Raw genomic sequence first — 23,156 nt, forward strand, 5'->3', positions numbered from 1 at the left:
GGATATTATGTACGATCAGATTACTTTAAAATTAAATGTAGATCCATTTATTCTTGGAGCATTAAAAGAAGATATTACAAGTGAGGATGTATCAACAAATTCCGTTATGCCGGAGGCATGCATGGGAAAGGTAGAGTTAATCTGCAAGCAGGATGGAATCATCTGTGGTTTACAGGTGTTTAAGAGAGTATTTGAATTATTAGATGATACAACCGTGACAGAACTCTACTGCAAGGATGGCGATGAGGTAAAGGCAGGACAGTTGATGGGAGTTGTAACCGGGGATATCCGTGTATTGTTATCGGGAGAACGGACAGCACTGAATTATCTGCAGAGGATGAGCGGTATTGCTACGTACACATATAAGGTTGCAGGACTTCTTGCAGGAAGCAGGATCCAGTTGCTTGATACCAGAAAGACAACCCCGAATAATCGTATTTTTGAAAAATATGCAGTTCGTGTCGGCGGTGGGCATAATCACAGATATAATCTTTCGGACGGAGTCCTTCTGAAGGATAACCATATAGGCGCAGCAGGCGGAGTGAAAGAGGCAATCCGTATGGCAAAGGAATATGCACCGTTTGTCAGAAAGATCGAAGTCGAGGTTGAGAATCTGGATATGGTAAAGGAGGCTGTTGAAGCCGGAGCGGATATTATCATGCTGGATAATATGTCAGATGAAATGTTAAAAGAAGCGATCGGCATCATTGATGGCAAGGCAGAGATCGAGGTATCAGGTAATGTAACAGCAGAAAATATCGAGCGCTTGAAGAACCTTGGTGTTGATTATATATCAAGTGGAGCACTGACACATTCCGCTCCGATCATGGATATTTCTCTGAAAAATCTTCATAGAATCTAACTGAATATTGTAACAAAATTTCTGGTGCCTTTGGGTGCAGGGAAGGTTTACATGAGAAATAGAATGGGCTAATGGATGATAAGATTGGGAGGAAGAACATGACAGGAGTTGAAAGACGGGAAAAACTGTTGTCGATGCTTGCGAAGAGTAAAGAGCCGATTGCGGGGGCGGAGATGGCAAAGAGGCTCAGTGTGAGTAGGCAGGTGATCGTACAGGATATTGCCCTGCTTCGTGCGGCTGACAATAATATTGTTTCAACAAACCGGGGATATGTGTTATTAAAGCCGGGAAAATGTGAACGAATATTCAAGGTGCGTCATACTGCGGAAGAGATAGAGAAAGAATTACAGATCATCGTAGATAATGGCGGCAGGATTCTGGATGTATTTGTATATCATAAGATTTATGGAGTTGTAAAAGCTCCGATGAACATAAAAACCAGAAAAGATATTTATGAATATGTAAAGACCTTGAGCAGTGGAAAATCATCGCCGCTTCTTAAGATAACCGACAATTACCATTATCACACGGTACAGGCAGATTCAGAAGATATCCTGGATAATATTCAGAAGGATCTGGAGGAATGTGGTTTTCTTGCGAAACTGCTGGATTTCGAACCGGTTGATTTTTGGGAAAAAAGTGAATGACATAGGATGACGAGGGGAAGAAATTAATAAGTCAATATTATGCAACAAATTTATAAAAATAATGTAAGAAAAACGAATGGAAAGATAATATAATAACATTATCAGGTATAATAAATTATATACCAAATAAAAAGAAAAAGAGGAAATGAGAATGATAAAAAAATACACATATGGTAATCCGTTTTTTACAGAATCGGTTGTTGCGTCATTTGAGGCATCGGAAGGTATGCCTGAAGTTGGAACAGTAAATCTGGATGATGGCTTTTCATTTCTTTATGATATGAAAGCAGAGGATGCAGTATATGGACTTGGTGAAGCAAATCGTGGAATCAACAAAAGAGGATATAAATATATAAGCAATAATACAGATATTCCGAATCATCATGAGGATGTTTATTCTTTATATGCATCTCATAATTTTGTTATTATATCCGGCGAGAGAACATTTGGATTGTACATAGATTATCCGTCTTCGCTGGTATTTGATATCGGATATACTAAGATGGATGAACTTCATATTTTCTGCGATAAAGCAGATTTGGATCTTTATGTGATCACAGGCGAAAGTATATATGATATTGTAAAACAATTCAGACAAATGATAGGAAAAAGTTATATTGCTCCAAAGTTTGCTTTCGGTTTTGGACAGAGCCGTTGGGGTTATAAGACACCGGAAGATTTTGCTTATGTTGTGAAGAAATACAGAGAAAATCATATACCGATCGATATGGTATACATGGATATCGATTATATGGATCATTATAAAGACTTTACGATAAATGAAGCATTTGGTGATTTTTCTGAATATGTAGAAGAGTTGAAAAAAGAAAATATACGCTTGATCCCGATTATTGATGCGGGAGTGAAGATTGAAGAAGGATATGATGTGTATGAAGAAGGCGTAGCAAACAATTATTTCTGTAAAAGAGAGGACGGAAGTGATTTTGTTGCAGCTGTATGGCCGGGATACACACATTTTCCGGATGTATTGAATCCGGAAGCAAGAAAATGGTTTGGCGGAAAATATAAGCTTCTTACAGATGCAGGAATTGAAGGCTTCTGGAATGATATGAATGAACCGGCAATTTTTTATACACCGGAAGGCGTTTGTGATGTGAAAGAGGCAATGCGGGAATTTATTGATAAAGATGAATCCGTGGATGATGTCTGGGGAATCCGGGATATGGTAGTAGATCTGGCTAATAATGCCAAAGACTATGCTTCGATGTATCATAATGTGAATGGAAAGATGGTGCGTCATGATCAGGTACATAACCTTTTCGGTTATAATATGACACGGGCAGCAGGTGAAGCACTTCGAGAGATCTGTCCGGAGAAAAGATGCCTGTTGTTTTCCAGATCATCTTATATCGGAATGCATCGTTATGGCGGTATCTGGACCGGAGATAATAAATCCTGGTGGTCCCATATCCTGTTAAATCTGAAAATGCTTCCATCATTAAATATGTGTGGTTTCTTATATACAGGGGCAGATCTGGGTGGATTTGGCTGTAATACGACCAGAGATCTTTTGCTCAGATGGCTCGCGCTTGGTGTATTTACACCGCTGATGCGTAATCATGCATGCCTTGGCACAAGAGAGCAGGAGTGCTATCAGTTTGAGCAGATTGAAGATTTCAGACATATCATAGGTGTTCGTTATCGGTTGCTTCCATATATTTACAGTGAATATATGAAGGCTGCTTTAAATGATGAAATGATGTTCAAACCGCTTGCATTTGAATATCCGGAAGATCGTATGGCGGTAAATGTAGAAGACCAGCTTATGCTTGGTAATGAGATCATGATCGCACCGGTATATACACAGAATGCAATCGGAAGATATGTTTATCTGCCGGAGGATATGATGCTTGTCCGTTTCAAGGCTGAGGGTGATATTGAACAGACCGAGATGAAAAAAGGACATCATTTTGTAGAAGTGCCGTTGAATGAAGTGATTTTATTTATTCGGAAAGGAAAATGCATTCCTCTTGCTGACTTTGCCGAGTGCGTTGCGGATATTGATACGAAGAAGCTACAGTTACTTGGGTATGCGGGAAGCAGTTATCAGTTGTATGATGATGATGGATTTACAAGAGAGTATAATATGGAGATGTCCTGTGTAATTTTGAATAATTAGTAACAGAATATCAGATAAAAGAAAAAGGCAATCGATTATGATTGCCTTTTTTGATGCGGATAACAGGAGTTGAACCTGCACGTCTGTTGACACTAGAACCTAAATCTAGCGCGTCTGCCAATTCCGCCATATCCGCAGAGTTTCTTCTATAATATAATAGAATAAAATAATAGAAGAGTAGATATAAAAAAATCAGATATAAAATTATATCTGAAATTTTAATGAGCCATCGGGGACTCGAACCCCGGACAACTTGATTAAAAGTCAAGTGCTCTACCGCCTGAGCTAATGGCCCATATAAATTAAGTTTTTGACTGGGCTAGCTGGATTCGAACCAGCGAATGCAGGAGTCAAAGTCCTGTGCCTTACCGCTTGGCGATAACCCAAAAGCATCGCTTAATATGCGATAAAGAAAAGGGTGGATAGAGGGACTCGAACCCTCGGCCTCCAGAGCCACAATCTGGCGCGCTAGCCAACTGCGCCATACCCACCATATAAGTGAAACATCCATATGGAACAGCAGTAGTGCCACAGAATGAAACAAATAAATGTGCCCGAAGGGATTCGAACCCCCGACCCACGGCTTAGAAGGCCGTTGCTCTATCCAGCTGAGCTACGGACACATTTTAAATTCCCGCTATAAATATTAGCGAAAATAAAGAGCGGGTGATGGGAATCGAACCCACGTATCTAGCTTGGAAGGCTAGTGTTCTACCATTGAACTACACCCGCATGATTGCTTAACAGTGTTTAGATTTATGATTATCTAAGTCGGGGTGACAGGATTCGAACCTGCGACCTCTTGATCCCAAATCAAGCGCTCTAGCCAAGCTGAGCCACACCCCGGAACAAAGTGTTTGTCGTTTTTTTATGTTCGTCATATCTCTGACGCAAGACATATTATACATAAACACCCCTTTGATGTCAACAATAAATTTTATTTTTTTTTGCATTTTTTTTGACAAAGCGGATTTCCTTAGGTTTTAAGCCACTTTCCAGTATTTATTTTTTTGAATATTATATATGGACTGATGATAATCTCATACATTTTAGCATTAATTTAAAGTTTTCGAGATCTGGCAGGTATGTATCTGTTGCATATAGATCTTTTAAAAAAATCGGATAAAAATTGAATCGGGTAACAAGCTGTGCTATAGTAAGGGCTGCGACAGTTTAATTAAGAAAAGAGAGAATGGAATGAGTGATTTTTTATTTAGTATAAATGCGACAGTGCCGATCTTTCTGGTGATTCTGTTGGGGTGGTTTCTGAAACGGATTGGGCTGATCAATGATGAATTTGCAAATATAGCAAATAAATATGTGTTTAAGGTATCCCTTCCGGTGCTTTTGTTTCGGGATATCGCAACAACCTCGGTATTAAAAGACGTAAATATGAAATTTGTGGCGTTTTGTTTCTTCGGAACTTTTATTATGTTTGCATGTGCATGGTGCTTTGCAAAGATATATTGCCGGGATAAGACGATGGTCGGAGCGTTTGCGCAGGCATCGGCAAGAGGAAGCGCGGCGGTGCTTGGAATTGCCTTTGTAGAAAATATCTGTGGAAGCTCAGGGATGGCTCCGCTTATGATCGTTGCGGCGGTACCATTGTTCAATATCCTGTCCGTTATTATGCTGACCTTTGGGGGCAGAGATAATATCCATGGTGCAGACGGAATCAAAACGGCATGCATTAATATTTTAAAGAATCCGATCATAATCGGCATCGTGCTCGGAGTTCCGTTTTCATTATTGAATATTCCGATTCCTGCGATACCGATGAAGACGATCAATTATATCGCACAGACGGCGACTCCGATCGCATTGATCGCCATAGGAGCAGGTTTTAATACAAAAGCAGCACTGGAGAAAATGAAGCCTGCGGTTACAGCAGCTCTTATGAAGCTAGTCGTATTTCCTTTGATCTATATGCCGATTGCGGTTAAGCTTGGGTTTGCACCGAGTGAATTGGCAGCAATCCTGATCATGACAGGCTCACCGTCCACGGTAACCTGTTATATCATGGCTAAGAATATGAATAATGATGAAGTCCTGTCATCAAATACGATCGTGCTGACAACCCTGTTTTCATCAATCACGATAACGGTATGGGTATATGTCCTTCGCGTTATGGGATGTATATGACACAAGTAATAATAAAAATCCTTGAATAAACAGAAATGGGATTAAATTAGAAGTAATGAATACAGAGAACAAATGAAAAGATTAGGATAATATAGAAAATTAAAATACAGAGAATGGAGAAAGAAGATGAAAAATATAGTTTTGATCGGAATGCCTGGTTGTGGAAAGAGTACGATCGGTGTGGTACTTGCCAAGGTTCTTGGATTTGATTTTGTAGATGCAGATGTGTTGATCCAGAAGAAGCATGGTAAGCTGCTTCGTGAGCTGATCGCAGAATATGGAGATGATGGGTTCCTTCAGATAGAAAATGATGTAAACAAAGAAATTGACTTAAAGAATACGGTTATTGCAACCGGAGGAAGTGTCGTATACTGTGATGAAGCCATGCAGCATTATGTAAAAAATGATATTGTAGTATATATCGAGCTTCCATATGGAGTGATCGCTTCCAGACTGGAAAATGTAAAACGGCGTGGCGTAGTGTTAAAGGATGGTCAGACTTTAAAGGATCTTTATAACGAGAGAATCTTATTGTATGAAAAATATGCACAGATCACGGTAAAAGCCGAGGGACTTTCCGTAGAAGAACTCATGGATACGATTGCAGAAAAAGTGTTGGCATATGAGAAGACACATTAATGTGAAGATCGAGCGCAAACAGCATAGATCCAAAGTAATGATATGAATTTGGATCTATGCAGCAGGTTTATGAAGTGCTAAAAACAGATTGGAAAAACGACTTCTGAACAGCAGAATGAAATATTTGGCGAAAGCTGAAAAAATATCTGCAAGGAAGTCGTTTTTTATATTGACGAAAATGGATGTATCCAATATAATCTATTTTGTGGTTTAAAACGTAGAACTTTAAAGTCGCTTGACTTCAACGCAATAAAGCAAAATGAGCCGGATTATGTCAGAATTCGAAAATCAGAAATTATAAGATGCGCTATTGTTGGTGGAAAGTTGACTGTAAAATTCTGCGAATACAAAAATGAGAAGTGACGGGAGGTCGACATGGTTATTAAAGTGATTATGCTTGTTGTATTCTTTGGCATAATGATCGGTGTAGGATTTTATGCAAGAAAACAGGCCACAGATGTGAACGGATTTGTACTGGGAGGAAGAAGCGTAGGCCCATGGCTTACAGCATTTGCATATGGTACGTCCTATTTTTCGGCAGTTATTTTTATTGGATATGCAGGACAGTTTGGATGGAAATACGGAATTGCATCCACATGGATCGGAATTGGAAATGCAATCCTTGGGTCTCTGCTTGCATGGGTAGTGCTTGGCAGAAGAACCAGACTGATCACGCAGAAGCTGGATTCCAGAACAATGCCGGAATTCTTTGAGAGAAGATATAACAGCAAATCCATGAAGATCATTTCTTCCTGGATCATATTCATATTCTTGATCCCATATACGGCTTCATTGTATAACGGTCTTTCCAGATTGTTTGGAATGGCGTTCGACATTGATTACAAGATCTGTGTTGTTGCTATGGCAGTTCTTACCGGTATCTATGTAATTGTTGGCGGGTATATGGCGACAGCGATCAATGACTTTATTCAGGGACTGATCATGCTGGTTGGTATAGTAGCAGTTATCTATGCAGTATTAAACGAGAGAGGCGGACTTACAGGTGCGTTAGACAAGCTGGCTCGTGTAAATGATCCGGCGGTTTCGGATACACCGGGTGTATTTGCATCCTTCCTTGGACCGGATATCTTCAATCTGGTATGTGTTGTCATATTAACCTCACTTGGAACATGGGGCCTTCCTCAGATGATCCAAAAATTTTATGCGATCAAAGATGAGAAATCAATCAAGACTGGAACGATCGTATCTACTTTATTTGCAACGATCGTAGCCGGAGGATGTTATTTCCTTGGTGGTTTTGGACGTCTGACCGAGACGGATGTAGCAACAGAAGGATTTGATGCGATCATTCCACACCTGCTTGAGAATCTTCCGGAAGTATTGATGGGACTGGTGGTTATCCTTGTATTATCTGCTTCGATGTCTACCTTATCTTCATTGGTTCTGACCTCAAGCTCCACACTTACGATCGACTTTATCAAAGCATCGATCGCACCGAAAATGTCAGAGAAGAAGCAGGTCCTTACAATGCGGATCATGCTGGTAGTATTTATCGCATTATCGGCGGTCATTGCAGTCATTCAGTATTCCAGCAAGGTGGCATTTATCGCACAGCTTATGGGTATTTCATGGGGTGCGATCGCAGGTGCCTGTCTAGCTCCGTTTTTATATGGTCTGTACTGGAAACGCACGACAGTGGCAGCCTGCCTTGTTAGTTTTATCTGGGGCGTAGGCATCATGACACTGAACTTTATCAGTAATACATGGCAGTTATTTAGTTTTCCACAGGCGTTACAGTCACCTGTAAACTGTGGTGCAGCAGCGATGATCGGTGGATTGATCCTTGTTCCGATCGTCAGTCTGATCACAAAGAAACCGGATCAGGAGCGCGTAGAGGAGGTCTTCTCCTGCTATGAAGCGACAGTAACCGTACCTCAGAAGGAAGCATTGGATTAATATTATACATAAAATATACATAATATGCATAAAGCCGGCAGACAGAAAAACATTCTGTCCTGCCGGCTTTAACATTTGTGTGAAATGCGTAAAAATGTGTTTGTACAAGAGTTTTTTGAATGTAAAATCAGTTTTCAAAACAGAAAGAAAGTATACGGACATATTAAAAATGGAATAAAAAAATAAATATCAAAATAATTTTTTGTATATTTATTAATTAATGCTTGAATATTATGCATAATAACTGTATAATCATGGAAGATTATACGAACTGTATTTTCCTATGAAAGCGGTTGACGGAAGAAAATGCAGAGAGTAAGATAAGTGAATGTGTAGAAATACAAATAGGACGATGGCTGTAACGGAAAATGACCGGTTGCAGCAGATTGGAGTAAGATATGATAAAGGCAGGAATTATTGGTTCAACCGGATATGCCGGTCAGGAAATAGTAAGAATTCTTCTTGGACATAAGGATGTGGAAATTGTCTGGTATGGTTCCAGAAGTTTTATAGATAAGAAATATTACGAAGTATTTGGAAATATGTTTCAGATCGTGGATGCAACCTGTCTGGGCGAGAATATGGATGAGCTGGCTGAGAAGGTAGATGTTATTTTCACGGCAACTCCACAGGGCTTATGTTCTTCTCTTGTAAATGAGGATATTTTATCAAAGGTTAAGATCATTGATCTGAGTGCGGATTTCAGAATTAAGGATGTTGCTACTTACGAGAAGTGGTACAAGATCGAGCATAAGAGTCCGGAATTTATCGACGAGGCCGTATATGGTCTGTGTGAGATCAACAGAGATAAGGTAAAGGGATGCAGACTTCTGGCAAATCCGGGCTGTTATACAACCTGCTCCATTCTTTCCTTATATCCGCTTGTAAAAGAGAAGCTGATCGATCCGAATACGATCATTGTAGATGCTAAGTCCGGTACATCAGGAGCAGGACGAGGAGCAAAGATCCCGAACCTGTTCTGTGAGGTAAATGAAAGCATTAAGGCATATGGAGTAACGACTCATCGCCATACACCGGAGATCGAAGAACAGCTGGGATATGCATACGGCAGTCCGATCATGATCAATTTCACACCACATCTGGTTCCGATGAATCGTGGTATTCTGGTTACGGCATATGCTTCATTAAAAGAAAAGGTAGATTACGATACTGTTCGTGCTGCATATGACAAATATTATGCAAACGAGAGATTTGTCCGTGTTCTTGACAAGGATGTATGTCCGGAGACACGTTGGGTAGAGGGCAGCAATTATGTAGATGTCAACTTTAAGATTGATGAAAGAACCGGACGTATCATTGCAATGGGAGCACTTGATAATCTGGTAAAGGGAGCAGCCGGTCAGGCAGTTCAGAATATGAATATTATGTTTGGACTTCCGGAAGAAGAAGGACTGCTGATGGCTCCGGTATTCCCATAAAGAGTAACGGCATCGGATATCGTGGAAGAACAGATGATATAAGGCGGTGATCGGTATGGAGATCATTTCCGGCGGAGTGACAGCTCCAATCGGATTTCTGGCAGCAGGTATGCACGCTGGAGTAAGAAAAAATAAAAAGAAAAAAGACATGGCATTACTAGTCAGCAAGTGTCCGGCGAAGACAGCTGGAGTATTTACACAGAATGTAGTCAAGGCTGCACCTGTTATGTGGGACAAAGCATTATGTGACGATATCGGCTTATGTCAGGCACTGGTTGTAAACAGTGGAGTGGCAAATGCGTGTACCGGAGAAGCAGGAGATGTTGATGTGGCGCATATGGCAGAGCTTGTGGCAGCAGAACTTCAGGTACCGGTTGATCAGGTTGCGGTTGCTTCGACCGGAGTAATAGGTATAAGGCTTCCGATGGAGACGATCGCGCATGGAATCCGCGAACTTTCAGGGATGCTTTCCGATGATTTGGAAAGTGGAAGTCATGCGGCGGAAGCCATTATGACGACCGATGTATATAAGAAAGAGATCGCGGTAAAGCTGCAGATCAAAGGGAAGACAATTACCGTCGGAGGCATGTGCAAAGGTTCCGGTATGATTAATCCGAATCTTGGAACGGTGCTTGGATTCCTGACAACGGATCTGAATATCAGTCAGGAGTTATTGCAGAAAACACTGAGAAATGATGTCATAGACACTTATAATATGTTATCTGTCGATGGGGATACTTCAACGAATGACACTGTTATGATATTTGCAAATGGCATGGCAGAAAATGATGAGCTGCTTGAAACGGATGCGGATTATCCGGCATTTGTGGAGGCGCTTCGATATATCAACACCTACTTCGTGAAGCTGATCGCAGCGGACGGAGAGGGAACGACGAGGATGTTTCAGGTACAGGTAGCAGGGGCGGAATCCAAGGAGGGCGCAAGGAAGCTTGCAAAATCCGTGGTGACCTCAAACCTTGTAAAATGCGCCGTATACGGCTCGGATGCGAACTGGGGACGTCTGGTGTGCGCGATGGGACAGAGCGGGATCGCATTTGACCCATATAAGGTAGATATCATAATATCCAGTGAGGCCGGTTCCTTAAAAATAGTTGAAAACGGGGTCTGTACCGATTATGATGAAGAAAGAGCGACGGAGATCCTGTCGCCGGATCAGGTATGTTTTCATGCGGATATGCATGCCGGTACAGAGACAGCTTCCGCGTGGGGCTGTGACCTTACATATGAATATATCAAGATAAATGCAGAGTATAGAAAGTGAGGAAGTAAATAAGATGGTAAAGGGAGATTATACAGTAGATCAGGTAATATCAAAAGCACAGACACTGATCGAGGCTTTGCCTTATATCAAGAAATTTCAGGGGAAAACAATTGTTGTAAAATATGGCGGAAGTGCTATGTTGGATGAGAATCTGAAATATAATGTGATTGAAGATGTTGCATTATTAAAGCTGGTTGGACTGAAACCGGTTATCGTGCATGGTGGCGGTAAGGAGATCAGCAAATGGGTAGAGAAGATTGGAAAAGAGCCTGAATTTATCAATGGACTTCGTGTAACAGACGGTGAGACAATGGAGATTGCTGAGATGGTATTATCCAAGGTAAATAAGAGTCTTGTCAGCATGATGCAGAAGGTTGGTTTAAAGGCTGTGGGTATCAGTGGAAAGGATGGTGGATTGTTCACCGTTAAGAAGCGTCTGCCGGGCGGAAAAGATATCGGTTATGTAGGCGAGATCACAAAGGTTGATACAGAGGTGATCGATGCACTGGTCGATCAGGATTTTATACCTGTTATCGCTCCTATCGGTGTCAGTGAAGAATATGAGGATTATAATATTAATGCTGATGATGCTGCATGTGCTGTTGCAACAGCATTAAAGGCGGAAAAGCTGGTATTCTTAACAGATATTGAAGGTGTATTTATCGATCCGACAGATAAGTCTACCCTGATCTCAGAAATGGACATCCACGAGGCAAAGGATATCATTGAGAAAGGTGTTGTCGGCGGTGGTATGCTTCCAAAGCTTAATAACTGTATCACAGCCATGGAAAATGGTGTATCAAGAGTTCATATTTTGGATGGCCGCCTGAAGCATTGCCTGCTTCTTGAGTTCTTTACTCAGAAGGGTATTGGTACTGCAATCTTAAAAGAGCCATTATTCTAAGAAGCACATTCAATGAAAAGTTAAAAGTAAAACAGAAAAAGACCGGAGCTGTGCACCGATAACGAGAAAATCGGATGCCGCAGGACTGGTCTTTTTCTATTTTGCTATTGTAAAAGGAATCGAAGTTCGTTAAAATGGGGGTGTGCATGAGTGTACCGGCATATCAAGGAGGTATGCAGGTATGATAATAAAGAAAAAACTGTTATATGCAGGACTTGCCGGATGGATGTTGTTGTCCGGGATTACTCTGGTCGGATGCCGGAAAAATGGCATGATACTTGAGACGACAGAGCAGAATACCGGTTCACAGAATGATACGGCATATGCCGAAGACGCCGTGGCAGGTACTGTTACAGAAAGAGATCAGGAAGACACAGAAGCCATAATAGACACAGAAGCTATAAAAGACACAGGAATCTGTGTATTTGTCTGTGGGGCAGTAAAACAAGAAGGAGTATATGAACTCCCGATAGGTGCAAGGATCAATGATGCACTTCTTGCAGCAGGCGGATTTGCAGAGAATGCTGCGGAGCAGGTGGTAAATCTTGCAGACTTTATCGAGGATGGACAGAGGATTTATTTTCCGACGGAGAAAGAGGTGCAGGAGCAGCCGGAACGCTGGCAGGATCCGGAAACAGAAACGAACGGACAGACAATGGAAGCGGGAGCAGTGAATATCAATACTGCCGGGAAAGAGGAACTGATGTCATTGTCCGGGATTGGTGAAGCAAAGGCGGAGAATATCATAACTTACAGAGAGACACAGGGTGCATTTGAAAAAACAGAAGATATTATGAATGTGAATGGTATCGGAGAGAATTTATTTCAGAAGATAAAAAACGATATTTGCGTGGGTCGGTAGAGATATAGAAACAAAGGAAAGGTGGAAATCTGGTATGAAAAAGGTATTGGTCGTAGATGATGAGAAACTGATCGTGAAAGGCCTGAAATTCAGTCTGGAACAGGATGATATGGAAGTAGACGTGGCATATGATGGCGGAGAGGCGTTTGAGAAGATCAAAAACAATGATTATGATATCGTTCTGTTAGACATCATGATCCCGGTTTATACCGGAATTGAAGTATGTCAGATGGTGCGTGAATTTTCCAATGTTCCGATCATTATGCTGACGGCCAAGGGTGAGGATATGGATAAGATCATGGGTCTTGAATATGGTGCAGATGATTATATCACCAAACCATTTAACATACTGGAGGTAAAGGCAAGGATCAAAGCTATCTTAAGAAGAAGCGGAAAAAAGGCAGAGCCTGTAAAACCGGTAAATATTTTAGAAATCAATGGCATGAAGGTAGAATTGGATAGCCGCCGTGTATTTGTTCATGGAAAGGAACTGAATCTGACAGCAAAAGAATTCGATTTGCTGGAGCTTCTGATGGCGCATCCGAATAAGGTTTATTCCAGAAATGAACTGTTAGATACGATCTGGGGCAGTACATATCCGGGAGATGCCAGAACTGTGGATGTTCATGTAAGAAGACTTCGTGAGAAGATTGAGGAGAATCCGGGTGAGCCGGTGTATATTCATACAAAATGGGGCGTTGGCTACTATTTTAAAGGATGATGAGACAGGGAATGCGTAAAGCATTCCTATCTTACTGGATTTTTTTGGAATGGAAAAAAGTAAAGATGAAAATGTAGAAAATAAGAATAAAAATATCTGGAAAAACAGCAGGCGGAGGATCAGTCTTCAGGTTGTTATCTTTGTAATGATCATGGCAGGTTTTTATCTGATCTCAATCAGTATGAAAACGGTTCTGCTGCAGTTGATGTTGAATCAGAGATATAGTGATTGTGAAACACTGTTGCAGGAAAACGCAAAAAATCTGGAATATCTGATCAATGATATTAATTCGGAAACAGAAGGTACAAGCAAGACTTTTCATGGTATGAACACTCTGGCGTACAGCCTGTCTGCCAGAGTTATGATCGTAGATACTGATTACAGGGTAGCCTATGACAGCTTTCGTCTGTTGAAGGATACCTATATCATGAATAATGATATCTATGAGATCATGAAGGGAGACAGAGACGAACGGCTGGTACGGGAACAGTCCTACATTGAGTATATGTTTCCTGTGGTGAACCGGGAAGGTTATATTGATGATGTAGCTGTGATCGCAGTCAGTCTGGAAAGCATGGAAAACGAAAGAGGATATTTGTCATACCGTGCCAATATCTTGATCTGTATTTTTATGGTGATCGGGGTGCTGACAGCATTTTTCATTTCTTATATGGCGGTTCGTGATACCAGAAAGATCAAGAGTCAACTTGTAAATATGAAGGATGGATTTCTGGGACAGATTTCATCGGATGGTTTATGGCGAGAAGCTGGGAGCGTTGTTGACAATATGAATGGGATATTTGCCAAATCGCAGTTGTTGGAGGAATCCCGGCAGGAATTTGTATCAAATGTATCACATGAGCTGAAAACACCGATTACTTCAATGAAGGTTTTATCAGAATCGATCTTGATGCAGGATAATGTTCCGGTTGAGATGTACCGGGAATTCATGAACGATATTGTTTTAGAGATTGACCGTGAAGCGCAGATCATCAGTGATCTGCTGACGCTGGTCAAGACAGATAAGGGATCAGACAGCCTGAATATCGAGCGGGTGGATATCAATGAGCTGATGGAGGTTATTCTGAAACGGTTGACGCCTCTGGCAGAAAAGAGAAGCATTGAGATCACATTTGAAAGCTTCCGGGAAGTGGAAGCTGATATTGATAAGGTGAAGTTTACGCTGGCAATCTCCAATCTGATCGAAAATGGAATCAAATATAATGTGGATGGCGGATGGATCCGCGTATCCCTGAATGCCGATCATAAGAATCTGTATATTAAGGTTGCCGATTCCGGTGTTGGTATTCCGGAGGATTGTGTAGAGCATATATTCGAACGTTTCTACAGAGTAGATAAGGCGAGAAGCAGGGATACCGGAGGGACCGGTCTTGGACTTGCAATCTCAAAGAATATTATCGTTATGCATAAGGGTATTATAAATGTGTACAGTGAGCCTGGAAAGGGAACTACATTTACAGTACGTGTTCCGATGAACTATGTGAAATAAAGGAGCAGAAGATGGAGAAACGGATCATGCATATTATAAGCGGGATGCTGTTAGTTGTGGCGCTGCTGTCTATGACCGGATGTGGGAAAAGTGGACATGCGGAGATTCAGAGAACAGATACCGGTACGGATGCCGGGATGCAGACATATTCCGTATATTATATGAATCAGAAATGGACAGAGTTTTCTGTCTATGATACGAAGATCGATCAGTTGGAATCAACGGAAAATGTGATAGATAAGCTGATGAATCTGTTGATATCAACAGAAGACGAGCAGCTTTATAAGATTCCGGTTGCAGATGGAATGACCTATCAGCGATATTCTTATGATGGAAAAGGACTGGTAACGATCATGTTCAATCTGGATTATGATACCGCAGAGAATTATCAGATCCTGTTGTGTAAAATGGCATTTACAAAAACCCTGTGTCAGGTAAATGGTATTTCAGGGGTTTCATTTGAATTGTCGGATCTGATTGGAGAGAAGAAGGTAGATACAAGTGTTTACAATGCGGAATCATTTTCAACGATCGGTGATAATTTTATGGAGGCTTCTTATTCTGTGACGATCTATACGCCGGATAATACCGGAAAACGGCTGGATAAGCAGACGACGGAGATTGATGCGTTGTCTTACAAAGCACCGGAGGAACAGATCATGGAAGCACTTCGGAATTCCCAGGAATGGAAGAGTCCGATCGATAAAGATGTAGATATTCTTGATATCTATGTGTTGGATCGGGTGTGTTATGTTAATTTCAGCAAGACCTTTTTGGATCATGTCGGTGATTATGATGACAAAGTGATCATTTATTCGCTGGTTGATTCTCTGACAGAGCTGTCAGATGTGGATGGTGTTGTATTTGAGGTAGAAGGCAGTCAGGATCTAGTATATGGAGAGAATTTGGATTTCTCAGAGACATACACAGCGAATTATTCAATGTGTAATTAGACAGGTACTGACAGATAGCGGAGGAAAAGAAAATAAAAAGACCACTATTTTGGGCCGCATGTGCATTTATGCTTGGAGAGGCGGAGGCGATTGCTGGCAGCAGGTGGTTTACTTTGGCTGCAATGATAGTTGCAGCCTTTTTTCTGTTTACGGGAGAAAAAGGGCAAAAACAGGGAAAAAGGCAAAAACAGCAAAAACAGAAAGAAGAGTCCGGCCGGGATGAAAAAATACGGATGTCGGACAGGCGAAGACAGACAAAGCGGAGTGTGGATGTAAAACGAACAGTAAGAGTAACTGTCGGAATTCTCATATATGTGCTGTTTGCCGGAATGGGGTATATGAATATCAACATATTGCATGAGCAGGAACAATATGCTTCCCGGCTGAACGGTTGTTCCGGAACAATTTCCGGAACGATATACGAGATAAAGGAAACGGAAAACAGGCAGCAGGTCTTTATTAAGATCGTGGATGCAAGAGGAATGTCCGGTGAAGAATGGACTGGGTTTCATGAAAATATGAAGCTGTTTGTGTATGTGGAGAAAGGTATAACCTTGTATCCGGGACAGGAGGCAGTATTTGCCGGCAGATTTGAACAGCCGGGGCATGCGGGAAATCCGGGGGCCTTTGATGCATATCGATACTACAGGAGCCAGGGGATCTTTCTTATACTTTCAGATGCAGAGCTGCAGAAAACAGGAAAACAGTACTCGCATATACGGGCGGGGCTTCGGAAGCTCCGAAAACGGATATCAGATGTAATTGGTAACTTATACGGCGAGGAGGATGCATCTGTGATCCGGGCGATGCTTCTGGGTGAACGGCAGGGGATGGACGGTGATGTGAAACGGATGTATCAGTTGAATGGTATTGCACATATTCTTGCAATATCGGCATTACATATTGCGATCATTGGTATGACCTTGTATCGGCGTATGCGAAAATGGGGAGTTTCCTACTGGAGTGCGGGAATTGGATGCAGTATTCTGGTTATTCTGTATGGACAGATGACCGGACTTGCAGGATCAACGATGCGGGCGATCATTATGATGGGGCTCCTGTTATTTGGGAAAGCCATTGGGCGTTCGGTGGATCTTCTGACCTCAACAGGAATTGCCGGGGTATGGATGTCGGTGATAAATCCTTATGTTGTATTAGATGCCGGATTTCAGCTTTCATTTGCAGCAATAATCGGGATAGCTGTGATCGTGCCGGTGTTACAACGGGTATTTAGCAAAAGGGGAAGTGCCGACCTAATCAATAAGCTTGGTGCAGGGACGGTGTTACAACACATATTTGGCGCAGGGGAGAAAATCCGGCAGTCGCTTACTGTCAGCATGGCAACCTTTCTGGCGACCTTGCCGGTGATCGTCTACTATTATTACCAGTTTCCATTGTATGGTATTTTATTAAATCTGATCGTTGTTCCGTGTGTATCGATTGTTCTGACAGGAGGAATCGGTACCGTTATCTGTGGCTGTATTTCACTTCAGGCGGCTGGATGGCTTACGATTCCGGTGAAGGGGATTTTGTGGTTATATGAAATGTTATGTCAGGGAATGGAACGACTTCCAGGAGCCTATATCAATATCGGGCATATTCCGGTGAAACTGGTCGTAGTTTATTATATTGCATTGCTACTAGGCCTGTATTTTATGGTCGAGGTGAGAACAGATAGAGATTCCAGCTCTGACAGCACACAGAGTCAGAAGACAGTAAGAAAAATAAAATGCCGGATTCGTAGAAAGCAGACAGCATGGAAAGATTGTAATCAACAAACGATAAAAGAATGGAAACACAGGAAAATCCGGTATGGGGTAGCAGGGATGCTTGTCATGCTGGCGTTTGGTATGTATGCAGGATGTACTCTGGATCGTCCGTTTACGGTTACCTTTCTGGATGTCGGGCAGGGGGATGGCATACTGATCCGGACGGAACAGGGAACCAATATTATGATCGATGGCGGATCTTCGGATAATGAAAAGGTGGGAGAATATGTTCTGCTTCCGGCTCTCCGGTATTACGGGATGGTGGATCTGGATTATGTCTTTGTAACACATGGGGATCAGGATCATATATCCGGACTTCTGGATCTATATGAACTTGAGCATACCGGAATCCGGATCCGAAACCTTGTTGTGGCGAAGTATGGTGACCGAGAAGGACTGCAGGAACTGATCGAGCTGGCAGCACAACATGGAACGGAGGTTATATATATGGATGCTGGTGACATACTTTTTGAACCGGAGACAGGAGCTTCCGGGACATTCCGGATCTCGTGTATATATCCGAGAGAATCGGATGTTCACGCAGATGCAAATGAAGCCTCTCTTGTGCTGCAGGCAAGTATCGATTCCTTTCATCTTCTGTTTACAGGCGATGCAGGGGAAATAGCAGAACAGCAGATGGCAGAGACTGGCAGACTGGACGCAGTTGATATTTTAAAGGTAGGACATCATGGATCCAGATATGCAACCTCGGAGGCGTTTCTTCAATACATAAAGCCACAGTATGCGGTGATCAGTTGTGGGAAAAAGAACCGGTATGGACATCCGCATGAAGAAACATTGACAAGACTTCAGGCTGCTGGTGCGGAGGTTTACCGCACCGACAGCAGCGGCGCTGTAATTTTGCAGATACGGGCAGGGAAAATTATGCTTCATGGGTACGGAGGATAAAATTAAGCATTGATACCAAACGCACATCTGGAACGGTTCATGAAGATTTCAGGGTACGGAGGATAAAATTAAGGATTGATACCAAGCCCCAAATGAAATAATGGGTATATGAGAGAAAAGATTTGGATAATACCATCGATGAAAGAAGAATTTTGGGTATTATTCAAGAAAATGGACTGTTATACCAAGGCTAATGGCGGTGCAAGGGGTATGGAAGAAAGCAAGCTAATATAATACCCGCTACAATAGATTGGCGAGGGTATGGAAGAAAGCAAGCTAATATAATACCCGCTACAGCGGATTGAACAAGGGTATGGATAAAGAAAATTAGACAATATACCACAAACAGGATGAGCAGAAGGGTATGCAAAGTGGGGAAATAGCCTGATACCATGGGAGAAGTGTTTTCAGGGGGTATTAACAAATAAAAATGGAAATTATACCAATAAAAATATTGCAGAAAAAGAACATAAAAGAAACGAGGAGAATGCGTATGATTAAAGATATAATAATAAAGAGAATCGTCAAATTGAAAAAAGAAATACAGAAGATAGAGATATTAGAGAAAACATTTCCGAAAGAAGAATTAATATGTGCCAAAAATGGAAAAGGATATAAGTGGTATTTGAAGAGTGCAGGAAAGCCAATATATCTGCCAAAGAAAGAGAGACTCTTGGCTGAAAAACTTGCTATGAAAAAGTATTATATGTTAAGAAAACAGGATTTAATGTGCGAGCTTGAAGCATGCAATGCGTATATAAGAAAAGTGCAAAAGGAAAATAATGCATCTGATATGTTATTGGAAAATGATGGTTACATTGAATTGCTGGGAAAGGCATTTGGACCGCATTCAGAAAATTTAGAAGCATGGATGACAGAAGAATATGAAACAAATAAGAAATATCCGGAGAATTTGAATATAAAAGGGACGCAGGGCAAGTATCTTCGTTCTAAATCAGAAGCAATGATCGATAATGTTTTATTCCGGGAAAGAATACCATTTCGATATGAAAATCAATTGGTGCTGGATGGGATAGTAATGTATCCGGATTTTACGATTCGACATCCAAAAACAGGAGAGTATTATTATTGGGAACATTTCGGTATGATGGACAATCCAGAATATGCGAGTCATGCCTGTAGGAAAATAAAAACATATTGTGATAATGGAATAATACCATCTATTAATTTAATTATGACATATGAAACCAGTGCTTGTCCTATCGGAATGGAAAGAATAGAGCAAGTGGCAGAATATTATTTCGGATAAATGACACATTTGATATAATGAACGCAAAATTATTTGCTCGCAAGGATGCTGATTTTGCGGAATGCATAGAATGTGCGAAGCACATGATATAATTATTATAAGGAAGTGGCAAACTATACTCTACAGTGCGTAGAATTCGCAGAAATTCACCATTTTCTACGCTTTATGGGTATGATGCCGGATGCAGGTATGTAATAATCTGGTCAGAAAGGAGGCAGATATGGATCAGATCAGTATAGGCAGGTTTATTGCAGCAGAAAGAAAAAGAAAAGGTTGTACACAGAAGCAGCTTGCAGAAAAACTGAATATCAGTGATAAAACAGTTTCCAAATGGGAATGTGGAAAGGGATTCCCGGAAGTGTCTCTGTTATTACCTTTATGTAAGGAACTGGACATTACGGTAAATGAACTGTTGTCCGGTGCAAGAGTGTCTGAGGAAGAATATCAAAAGAAAGCGGAGGAAAATATGGTGAATATGATTAAAGAAAGAGAAGAAAACAAGAAGAAATTAATTCCTACAATTATAACGGGTTTAATTGCAACGATATCATTTATTACATTGATCATGGTTGTTGCAGTGTATACAGAGGTGATCGCAGTACCGGTTAAGATATTACTGATAGTGATCGCATGTGTTATATTTGGTTGTGGACTTATGGTTGCGATGGAAGGTGAGCGCACCATCGGTTATTACAAATGCCGTCATTGCAATGAGCTGTTTGTTCCGACCTTTGGTGCATATACAATGGGAATGCATATGATTTCAACAAGATATTTGAAATGTCCAAAATGTGGAACAAAAACCTGGTGTAAAAAAGTTCTGGCAAAAGGAAATAGAAACATGATGTAAAAAAGTTCCGGTAAAAGAAAACAGAAACACGATGTAAAAAAGTCCTGGCAAAAGAGAAGTGATTTCTGTTATAGAAAACAACCTGTCTTTTGCCGGAACGATGAAGATTCAAAACCTAAATATGAAAAATATTGATCAAAAATACCATTGCCAGTCCGTAGTAGGTGATCACGGCAACCAGATCATTGACCGTTGTAATGAGTGGACCGGAAGCAACCGCAGGATCAATATGGATCTTGTGGAAGAACATAGGAATGATAGTTCCGACAAAGCTTGAGATCACCATTGCAACGATCAGCGAGATGCCGACACAGCCAGAGATCAGGAATGCAGATGCCCATATATATTTCTTAAAATAGTGGATATAGATTCCTAAAAACAGGAGTGCCATGATTCCAAGGCTTGCACCATTTAAGAAGCCGATCTTCATTTCTTTGATAAGAAGGGAAAGCTTCTTTTTAGTACTCAGGTCTTCGTCCATAAGTACACGGATCGTAACAGCGAGGGACTGTGTGCCGACATTTCCAGCCATATCAAGGACAAGGGACTGGAAGCAGATCACGATTGGAAGCACCGCAACAACGGATTCAAACATTCCTACCACAGAGGATACCGCCATGCCAAGGAACAGAAGGATGATGAGCCATGGCAGACGCTTTTTCATGCTGGTAAAGGTTGGTTCGTTCAGGTCTTCTTCGGATGTAAGACCGGCGAGCTTTGCGTAGTCATCACCCATAGCATTATCCACCAGTTCCACGATATCATTTGCAGTCAGGATACCGGCAATGGTTCCGTTTTCCGATAAAACCGGGATGGAATCCTCTTCATAATCGGTGAGATCTTCGATACAGTCTGCAATCTTCCCATGCTCATATACAGACGGATAGGAGCGGCTGATAATATTTGACAAAGAGTCATTTTCCCGTGCGATGATCAGATCTTTCAGATCGATAGCACCGGAAAACTGACCATTTATATCAGTGGTATAGATCGTCGAGATATTGTCATGTTCTCCTGCCTGCCGAACCAGTGTACTCATAGCTTCACGGATGGATAAGGTGTCCGGAATACAGATATAATTGTTCGTCATGCAGCTTCCAATCTCATCGTCTTCGTAAGAAAGCAGCTTCTTTACATCTCTCCGGGAATCATCATCCAGACGGGCAACCATTTCCTGTTGTTGCTCGGCGGAAAGTTCATCCAGAATATCCAGAGCATCATCCGCATCCATATCGGATATGACTCTTGCGGCTTTATCAAGTGACAGTTCATCTAGATACGGCTTGGCATCATCCAGATAAGAGAAGATCTCTGCAAGCCGTGGGGTGCCGATCATAGTGTATAGTTGCATTCGTTCTGTTTCGTTTAGCCGTGTGATTGCTTCTGCGACATCTTTGTCGTGATAGTTTGCCAAATGCTTCTGCAATACCTGTGCGTTCTTTGTATTACGGATGATTTTTACGAGTTCTGTTACATAATCTTTTTTAAATACTGTGATTTTTGTCATTGTGACCTCCTTCCTGCCTGTTTTCAGACATAAAAATACATCGTCTCAGTGTGAAGACCGGATGGTCAGGATCGTCTGATGCGATGTATGAAAAGGCACACAACAATATAAGATGGGGTTATCGGATCTTCATAGACAGCCACATCCATTTATGCTTTCTTATCATAACATCGCATATTTTACTTCGTCCAATACGATCGCAGCTATCCATGAAAATTCACCTCCATTTGAAAATCGAATTTTAGATTTTGGTATTTGATATTCTCAAAAACCTTTGCTACTATAACAGAAAAGAGTTGAATTGACAACCCGGATAATCCGGATTGGATAAATTTTATATTTAGGTTATATTTTTTAAGTACATAGAAAACAGGAGGATATCAGAGATGCGGATCGAACATGTTGCAATGTATGTAGAGGATCTGGAAAAGACAAAAGAATTTTTTATAAAGTATTTTGATGCTGCTGCGGGAGAACAGTATTATAATCCGAAAACAGAGTTTCAGTCGTATTTTTTAAGCTTTGAGGATGGAGCAAGACTGGAGATCATGCAGAAACCACGGGTATCCAATGTGAGAAAAGAGCTGGCACGAACAGGGTATATTCATCTCGCTTTTTCAGTTGGAAGCAGAGAGAAAGTCGATGCATTGACGAAAAGACTGGAAGAGGACGGATATAAAGTTGTCAGCGGACCACGGGTGACAGGTGATGGATATTATGAGAGCTGTGTTCTATGTATCGAGGATAATCAGATCGAAATCACGGTCTGAATTTCGGTCTGGATTTGGTAATATCTCACAAACTATACGCAAAGCCGCTTGACTTCGCCAGTG

General features: G+C 41.4%; 18 protein-coding genes and 7 tRNA genes. 17 read left to right on the plus strand and 8 right to left on the minus strand.

Features of this window, described 5'->3' with window-relative positions:
* Nucleotides 1-7: 7 nt before the first annotated feature.
* The 3 genes from nadC (at nucleotide 8) to DWY07_RS11895 (ending at nucleotide 3,649) form a co-directional block, all read left to right on the plus strand.
* Nucleotides 8-862 carry a carboxylating nicotinate-nucleotide diphosphorylase gene (gene nadC / locus DWY07_RS11885; protein WP_117823343.1) on the plus strand — a complete coding sequence of 285 codons (855 nt, stop codon included), beginning with the start codon at nucleotides 8-10 and terminating at the stop codon, nucleotides 860-862.
* A gap of 98 nt (nucleotides 863-960) precedes the next feature.
* The gene (locus DWY07_RS11890; protein WP_044945249.1) at nucleotides 961-1,509 is read left to right on the plus strand and encodes a transcription repressor NadR; all 549 of its coding nucleotides are present in this window, start codon (nucleotides 961-963) and stop codon (nucleotides 1,507-1,509) included.
* Between the two features lie 151 nt (nucleotides 1,510-1,660).
* On the plus strand, nucleotides 1,661-3,649 hold the full coding sequence (locus DWY07_RS11895; protein WP_117823344.1) for a TIM-barrel domain-containing protein: 1,989 nt from the start codon (nucleotides 1,661-1,663) through the stop codon (nucleotides 3,647-3,649).
* 54 nt (nucleotides 3,650-3,703) lie between these two features.
* Here the strand turns inward: DWY07_RS11895 and DWY07_RS11900 are convergent.
* From DWY07_RS11900 to DWY07_RS11930, 7 genes are all read right to left on the minus strand, one after another.
* Nucleotides 3,704-3,785, minus strand: a tRNA-Leu gene (locus DWY07_RS11900).
* A gap of 86 nt (nucleotides 3,786-3,871) precedes the next feature.
* A tRNA-Lys gene (locus tag DWY07_RS11905) sits at nucleotides 3,872-3,944 on the minus strand.
* 19 nt (nucleotides 3,945-3,963) lie between these two features.
* Nucleotides 3,964-4,035: transfer RNA gene (locus DWY07_RS11910), tRNA-Gln, on the minus strand.
* A 31-nt stretch (nucleotides 4,036-4,066) separates the two neighbouring features.
* Nucleotides 4,067-4,140 (minus strand) — tRNA-His (locus DWY07_RS11915).
* Between the two features lie 58 nt (nucleotides 4,141-4,198).
* A tRNA-Arg gene (locus DWY07_RS11920) sits at nucleotides 4,199-4,272 on the minus strand.
* A gap of 38 nt (nucleotides 4,273-4,310) precedes the next feature.
* Nucleotides 4,311-4,381 (minus strand) — tRNA-Gly (locus DWY07_RS11925).
* Nucleotides 4,382-4,420: 39 nt separating this feature from the next.
* Nucleotides 4,421-4,495, minus strand: a tRNA-Pro gene (locus tag DWY07_RS11930).
* Between the two features lie 351 nt (nucleotides 4,496-4,846).
* Between DWY07_RS11930 and DWY07_RS11935 the strand changes: the two genes are divergently transcribed.
* The 13 genes from DWY07_RS11935 (at nucleotide 4,847) to DWY07_RS11995 (ending at nucleotide 20,816) form a co-directional block, all read left to right on the plus strand.
* On the plus strand, nucleotides 4,847-5,791 hold the full coding sequence (locus DWY07_RS11935) for an AEC family transporter (RefSeq protein ID WP_021943668.1): 945 nt from the start codon (nucleotides 4,847-4,849) through the stop codon (nucleotides 5,789-5,791).
* 126 nt (nucleotides 5,792-5,917) lie between these two features.
* Nucleotides 5,918-6,430, plus strand: a complete 513-nt coding sequence (locus DWY07_RS11940) for a shikimate kinase (protein WP_021943667.1) — start codon at nucleotides 5,918-5,920, stop codon at nucleotides 6,428-6,430.
* A 375-nt stretch (nucleotides 6,431-6,805) separates the two neighbouring features.
* Nucleotides 6,806-8,347 (plus strand): sodium:solute symporter family protein, encoded by a 1,542-nt coding sequence (locus DWY07_RS11945; protein WP_117808799.1) that lies wholly within the window; start codon nucleotides 6,806-6,808, stop codon nucleotides 8,345-8,347.
* A 398-nt stretch (nucleotides 8,348-8,745) separates the two neighbouring features.
* The gene (gene argC, locus DWY07_RS11950) at nucleotides 8,746-9,786 is read left to right on the plus strand and encodes an N-acetyl-gamma-glutamyl-phosphate reductase (RefSeq protein WP_008401314.1); all 1,041 of its coding nucleotides are present in this window, start codon (nucleotides 8,746-8,748) and stop codon (nucleotides 9,784-9,786) included.
* A 55-nt stretch (nucleotides 9,787-9,841) separates the two neighbouring features.
* Nucleotides 9,842-11,068: a bifunctional glutamate N-acetyltransferase/amino-acid acetyltransferase ArgJ gene (gene argJ / locus DWY07_RS11955; RefSeq protein ID WP_117823346.1), complete on the plus strand. Its 1,227-nt coding sequence runs from the start codon at nucleotides 9,842-9,844 to the stop codon at nucleotides 11,066-11,068.
* A 13-nt stretch (nucleotides 11,069-11,081) separates the two neighbouring features.
* Nucleotides 11,082-11,972: an acetylglutamate kinase gene (gene argB, locus DWY07_RS11960; protein ID WP_044945251.1), complete on the plus strand. Its 891-nt coding sequence runs from the start codon at nucleotides 11,082-11,084 to the stop codon at nucleotides 11,970-11,972.
* A gap of 181 nt (nucleotides 11,973-12,153) precedes the next feature.
* Entirely contained in the window at nucleotides 12,154-12,834 is a 681-nt protein-coding gene (locus DWY07_RS11965) for a helix-hairpin-helix domain-containing protein (protein WP_117808802.1), read from the plus strand.
* A 34-nt stretch (nucleotides 12,835-12,868) separates the two neighbouring features.
* A complete protein-coding gene (locus DWY07_RS11970; RefSeq protein ID WP_117808803.1) occupies nucleotides 12,869-13,555 on the plus strand; it encodes a response regulator transcription factor in 687 nt (228 codons plus the stop codon).
* A 49-nt stretch (nucleotides 13,556-13,604) separates the two neighbouring features.
* A complete protein-coding gene (locus tag DWY07_RS11975; RefSeq protein WP_117823348.1) occupies nucleotides 13,605-15,065 on the plus strand; it encodes an ATP-binding protein in 1,461 nt (486 codons plus the stop codon).
* An 11-nt stretch (nucleotides 15,066-15,076) separates the two neighbouring features.
* Complete coding sequence (locus DWY07_RS11980; RefSeq protein ID WP_117823350.1) at nucleotides 15,077-16,018, plus strand: GerMN domain-containing protein; 942 nt, start codon at nucleotides 15,077-15,079, stop codon at nucleotides 16,016-16,018.
* A gap of 122 nt (nucleotides 16,019-16,140) precedes the next feature.
* Nucleotides 16,141-18,696: a ComEC/Rec2 family competence protein gene (locus DWY07_RS11985; RefSeq protein WP_242997371.1), complete on the plus strand. Its 2,556-nt coding sequence runs from the start codon at nucleotides 16,141-16,143 to the stop codon at nucleotides 18,694-18,696.
* Nucleotides 18,697-19,189: 493 nt separating this feature from the next.
* Nucleotides 19,190-19,966 carry a hypothetical protein gene (locus DWY07_RS11990; RefSeq protein ID WP_117808807.1) on the plus strand — a complete coding sequence of 259 codons (777 nt, stop codon included), beginning with the start codon at nucleotides 19,190-19,192 and terminating at the stop codon, nucleotides 19,964-19,966.
* Nucleotides 19,967-20,186: 220 nt separating this feature from the next.
* A complete protein-coding gene (locus DWY07_RS11995; RefSeq protein ID WP_242997358.1) occupies nucleotides 20,187-20,816 on the plus strand; it encodes a helix-turn-helix domain-containing protein in 630 nt (209 codons plus the stop codon).
* A 115-nt stretch (nucleotides 20,817-20,931) separates the two neighbouring features.
* On the opposite strand, the gene mgtE is transcribed toward DWY07_RS11995, so the two are convergent.
* Nucleotides 20,932-22,323 carry a magnesium transporter gene (mgtE, locus tag DWY07_RS12000; protein WP_117823356.1) on the minus strand — a complete coding sequence of 464 codons (1,392 nt, stop codon included), beginning with the start codon at nucleotides 22,321-22,323 and terminating at the stop codon, nucleotides 20,932-20,934.
* A 386-nt stretch (nucleotides 22,324-22,709) separates the two neighbouring features.
* On the opposite strand from mgtE, the gene DWY07_RS12005 reads away from it, so the two are divergent.
* Nucleotides 22,710-23,093 (plus strand): VOC family protein, encoded by a 384-nt coding sequence (locus tag DWY07_RS12005; RefSeq protein WP_117823358.1) that lies wholly within the window; start codon nucleotides 22,710-22,712, stop codon nucleotides 23,091-23,093.
* Nucleotides 23,094-23,156: the final 63 nt, after the last annotated feature.

The organism is Clostridium sp. AF23-6LB, assembly GCF_003461085.1.
GTDB classification, from domain to species: domain Bacteria; phylum Bacillota; class Clostridia; order Lachnospirales; family Lachnospiraceae; genus Coprococcus; species Coprococcus ammoniilyticus.